The sequence below is a fragment of the Paenibacillus cisolokensis genome, from assembly GCF_018403665.1.
In the GTDB taxonomy this organism is placed as follows: domain Bacteria; phylum Bacillota; class Bacilli; order Paenibacillales; family Paenibacillaceae; genus Paenibacillus_AH; species Paenibacillus_AH cisolokensis.
In genome coordinates this window covers 1-4,271 of sequence record NZ_BOVJ01000144.1, presented here as the reverse complement: position 1 = coordinate 4,271, position 4,271 = coordinate 1, and the positions used below count along the sequence as shown (strand labels likewise).

3 protein-coding genes and 1 pseudogene are annotated in these 4,271 nt (G+C 57.9%); 3 read left to right on the top strand and 1 reads right to left on the bottom strand.

What is annotated here, in order from left to right; all coding sequences use genetic code 11:
* Positions 1–193 precede the first annotated feature (193 nt).
* Positions 194–720 (bottom strand): annotated as a pseudogene (locus PACILC2_RS19165) (phosphatidylglycerophosphatase A family protein).
* Positions 721–861: 141 nt separating this feature from the next.
* Between PACILC2_RS19165 and PACILC2_RS19160 the strand changes: the two are divergent.
* The 3 genes from PACILC2_RS19160 (at position 862) to PACILC2_RS19150 (ending at position 3,477) form a co-directional block, all read left to right on the top strand.
* Positions 862–1,956: a GerMN domain-containing protein gene (locus PACILC2_RS19160; protein ID WP_062491794.1), complete on the top strand. Its 1,095-nt coding sequence runs from the start codon at positions 862–864 to the stop codon at positions 1,954–1,956.
* A gap of 139 nt (positions 1,957–2,095) precedes the next feature.
* Positions 2,096–2,842, top strand: a complete 747-nt coding sequence (gene rph, locus PACILC2_RS19155) for a ribonuclease PH (RefSeq protein ID WP_213530170.1) — start codon at positions 2,096–2,098, stop codon at positions 2,840–2,842.
* Positions 2,839–3,477 carry an XTP/dITP diphosphatase gene (locus tag PACILC2_RS19150; protein ID WP_213530168.1) on the top strand — a complete coding sequence of 213 codons (639 nt, stop codon included), beginning with the start codon at positions 2,839–2,841 and terminating at the stop codon, positions 3,475–3,477. Before rph ends, PACILC2_RS19150 begins: the two co-directional genes overlap by 4 nt.
* Positions 3,478–4,271 lie beyond the last annotated feature (794 nt).

Here is a 4,271-nt window from a genome sequence, read left to right as displayed (position 1 = left end):
CACAAACAATGCCCTTCCAACTTCCTATTGGGAAGCAAAAGGGCTGAAAAGTCTGCTTTCTCGCTACTTGGAACTTCGTCAACCTTACGGAACCGCCTAGTGCGGACCCGCATGCTAGGTGGTGTGGGAGGACGGGGGCTAGCCGCCCCCTCCTACTCGATTCCCGGTTTTCAGAAGGTCGGTTCGCGCACGTTTAATCGATCGTGTCCTCGCGCTCCGCCTGTTTGCGGTGGGCGATGCGGCTGCTCGCCGAAGCGGCGATCGCGCCGACGATGTCGTCAAGGAACGTATGGGTTTGTCCGTCGGTTTTATTGTTCAGCTTGAGCAGAATGCCCGGCTTCAGCTTGTCGATGTAGCCGAAATTAGTGAAGCCGATGCTGCCGTAGACGTTGACAATGGACAGCGCGAGCACCTCGTCGCAGCCATAAAGGCCTTCGTCGTTCCGGATCATCTCCTGCAGCGGGGACATCAGCTTCCCTTCCTCCGCCAAAATATCGAGCTGGATACCGGTGAGCACCGCATTTTGCACTTCGCGTTTCGACAGAACGGCATCGACGTTCTCGAGACATTCCTCTATCGTCAATTCCGGGAAGTAATCTTTTGCAAAAAGTAAGCAAGCTCGGCAATTTCAGTTTTCGTTACGCCGCGCTTGGCAAGCCATTGCTCGGTCGCTTCGGCGACTTGGCGGCTGTCCAGGCTGTATGCTTTCGGTTCGGACATTGGGCAATGCCCCCTTTGACTTATATTTGTTGGACGAAAAGCTGGTCTAAAAATGGGAAGGGCTCGTATACATAGTACTACAAAACGGGAGTTTGTACCAAGCCGCAGCGGCAAATACGATTTTGGGGAGGAAAGGTCGAGATGACGCAATACCGATGGATTCGGCGGACTGCGCTCGCAGGGGCGCTAATGCTACCCGTCTTCATGGCGGGATGCGGGTGGTTGTCGCAGGAAACGAGCAAGGAAATCGATCCGCCACCCGCCGAAAGCGGCAACACGCAGCAAGACGGGCAGATTGACGGAAACGCCGGGGAGCAAGCGCAAGGAGCGGATGACGGACAGGCAGCCGCGACGCAAGGCGACCAAACGCAGTTGACGGTTTATTTGCGGGATGGGAACGGTTATTTGACGCCGGTGACGCTCAATACGGCATTGGAACAGGAAGCGCAGGCCGGTCAGAGGGCGCTCGAAATGATGGTGGAAGGGGGCCGTTACGCCAATCTTCTGCCGGAAGACTTCACGCCGGTGCTGCCTCAGGGGACGGAGGTGCTCGGCTACAATCTGGTGAAGGACCAGCAGCTGGCCATCGTCGATTTTTCCAAGCCGTTCACGGAATACAATGCGGAGGATGAGCGCAAAATTGTCGAGGCGGTCACTTGGACGCTCACTTCGCTGCCCGATGTGAAGCAGGTTGAAATCCGCTACGAAGGCGAGAAGCTGAACGAAATGCCGGTTGACGGTTTTCCGCTCGACGAACCGCTGACCCGTGCCGTCGGCATCAATCTGGAATGGGACGACGGAGTCGATTATACCCGGTCGACGCCGGTGACGCTCTATTTCTCCTCCCAGACGGCCGATGCCGAGCAATATTTCGTTCCGGTCACCCGGCTCATTAACCGGACGGACGATACGGCCAAGGCCGCGCTGGAGCAATTGATTGCCGGCCCGCTTGACGGCAGCGACCTGATCGGCGTCATGACGCCCGACGTGCAGGTGAACCGACTGGAGAGCAAAGACGGGACGGTGACCGTAGACCTGCTGGAGCTCGGCTATGACGAGAGTCAGAAGCCGCCGGCGGAAATGCTGGAGGCGGTCGTGCTGTCGCTGGCCGAAAACACCGGAGCGGATAAGGTGCAGATTATGCTGAACGGCAAAACCGGCATTACCGATACGAAAGGGATGTCCTACAGCGAGCCGGTAAGCAAACCGGAGCATGTGAACGCGCTGGAATCGTAACTCTGACTGGCAAGCAAGGAGGGGCATGTCGTTCATGCCTCTTCCTTTCTCTATTGATGCAAATAGATTTTACGAGATGTCTTTGGTAAAATGGGGGAGATTAACGGAGCAATCAGTGACAGAGCAGGAGGCCAGCTACATGAGAACAGACGGTCGGAAACCGGACCAGCTACGGCCGGTCAACGTGACGCTAGGAGTAAACAAATATGCGGAAGGATCCGTACTGATCGAGGTGGGCGATACGCGTGTCGTGTGCACGGCAACCGTCGAGGAGCGGGTTCCCCCTTTCATGAAAGGGCAGGGCAAAGGGTGGATTACAGCGGAGTATGCCATGCTGCCGCGGGCGACGCAGACGCGCAATCAGCGGGAATCGGCAAAGGGAAAACTGTCGGGGCGTACGATGGAGATTCAGCGGCTGATCGGAAGAGCCTTGCGCTCCGTCGTCGATCTGCAAGCATTGGGCGAACGGACGATTACGCTCGATTGCGACGTGCTGCAAGCGGACGGCGGCACCCGCACGACCTCGATCACAGGCTCGTTTCTCGCGCTGGCGCTCGCTGTGGACAAGCTTTCGGGCACGGCGTCGTTTCCCCGCTACCCGATAACCGACTACCTGGCTTCGGTCAGCGTCGGTATCGTCGGCGAGGAGCCGGTGCTGGATCTGCATTATGAAGAGGATTCCAAAGCGAAGGTCGATATGAACGTCGTTATGACGGGAAGCGGCAAGTTCGTGGAAGTGCAGGGAACAGGGGAAGAATCGCCGTTTTCCCGCTCCGAGCTGGATGCGATGCTCGGTCTGGCGGAGCGTGGCATCCTCCAGCTTGTCGAGCTGCAGAAGCAAACGCTGGGCGAGCTCTGCCGGCGGATCGGGGAGGTGTCGCCATGACGGGCCGCAAGCGGGAAATCGTGATCGCGACGCGAAATCCGGGCAAAGCACGCGAGTTCGCGCACGCCTTCGCGGCATTGGAGGTTGCGGTGAAAAGCTTGCTTGACTATCCGTCGATTCCGGATATCCCGGAGGATGGTTCGACGTTCGCCGACAATGCGCGCATCAAGGCGAAGACGGCAAGCGAGCTGCTCGGGGTTCCGGCGCTTGCCGACGATTCCGGCTTATGCGTCGATGCGCTGGACGGTGCGCCGGGCGTGTACTCGGCCCGGTACGCGGGCGAAGGAGCGTCGGATGCCGATAACAACGCTAAGCTGCTGGCCGAGCTGACAGGCCGCGGTGCGGAGACGCTCGGCACGCTGCCGGACGGAACGCGGCTGCTCAGCCGGGGGCGGTTCGTGTGCGTGCTGGCGCTGTATGATCCGGAGCGCGGCGCCTTCATCGAAGCGGAAGGAGAGGTGGCCGGCTTCATTGCCGACCGTCCGCGAGGCAGCGGCGGCTTCGGCTACGATCCGCTGTTCTGGCTGCCGGAGCTGGGCCGGTCGATGGCAGAGCTGACGCAAGAGGAGAAACGCGCGATCAGCCATCGCGGAAAAGCACTGGAAGCGCTGCTGAACCGGCTGCGGGAACGGTAGCTTGCATGCATGAACGGATCGTTCGTTCGGGCTCTGAACGAGACTGGAGGGCGTTTGCCGTGTGCTGGGCTCAAGCAGGCCGTTGCAGTCAAGCGGCGACTTTGACCGGACACCGGACTGGAAGAAGATCTGCACGACCCGGGAGTAGCATTAAGTATGAAGTTTATCGCAGGCTGATCGATAGGGTGGTATAAAGTGCGAACCCCAAGCGAACATGATTTTCCCGGGAGATTCGCACCCCTTGCTGTGCCTGGCTTTTTTAGCCATTTCCGGCAGGTAAATCGCTGGTATAGGACGAGGCAAAATGGGGTTTCGCGAAAACGGGCGTAGAAACCCTTGCTGCTCAAGGGTTTTCACGCCATACTGTCGCTCCCCGTGCGGGAGCCGGGAGCGTGGATTGAAACATCTTCGGAGATGGGAAGCTCAGTCCATTCTCCAAGTCGCTCCCCGTACGGGGGAACGACCCTGGAGAACGCAATCGGCTGGAACAAATGAGAGCTGTGTGGGACGAATCCCTTTACATGGCGATAAGTGGAACTGGTAGAAAGCGGTTTTGTAAAGAGTCGATCGCCTCCTAAATTGAAGAGGGTATACTTTGGAGCATGTTGTTGCGGGCTCCGGATTCGTCGGTGTGAATTTGGTCCAGTATTGACGCTTCCGAGCTATTCGGGAAATGCGCAACTTCGAAATTATAGTTCGGAATTTGTTTTCTGCGATAAATGAATATGTGATATATTTGGATGTATCTCAAGCCTCTACACGACCGAACCATTCTGGTGCGAATGTGAAGCTCC

Coding starts and splice junctions, on each gene's coding strand:
- rph (WP_213530170.1), top strand. CDS start 2,096: ATGAGAACAGACGGTCGGAAACCGGACCAGCTACGGCCGGTCAACGTG.
- PACILC2_RS19160 (WP_062491794.1), top strand. CDS start 862: ATGACGCAATACCGATGGATTCGGCGGACTGCGCTCGCAGGGGCGCTA.
- PACILC2_RS19150 (WP_213530168.1), top strand. CDS start 2,839: ATGACGGGCCGCAAGCGGGAAATCGTGATCGCGACGCGAAATCCGGGC.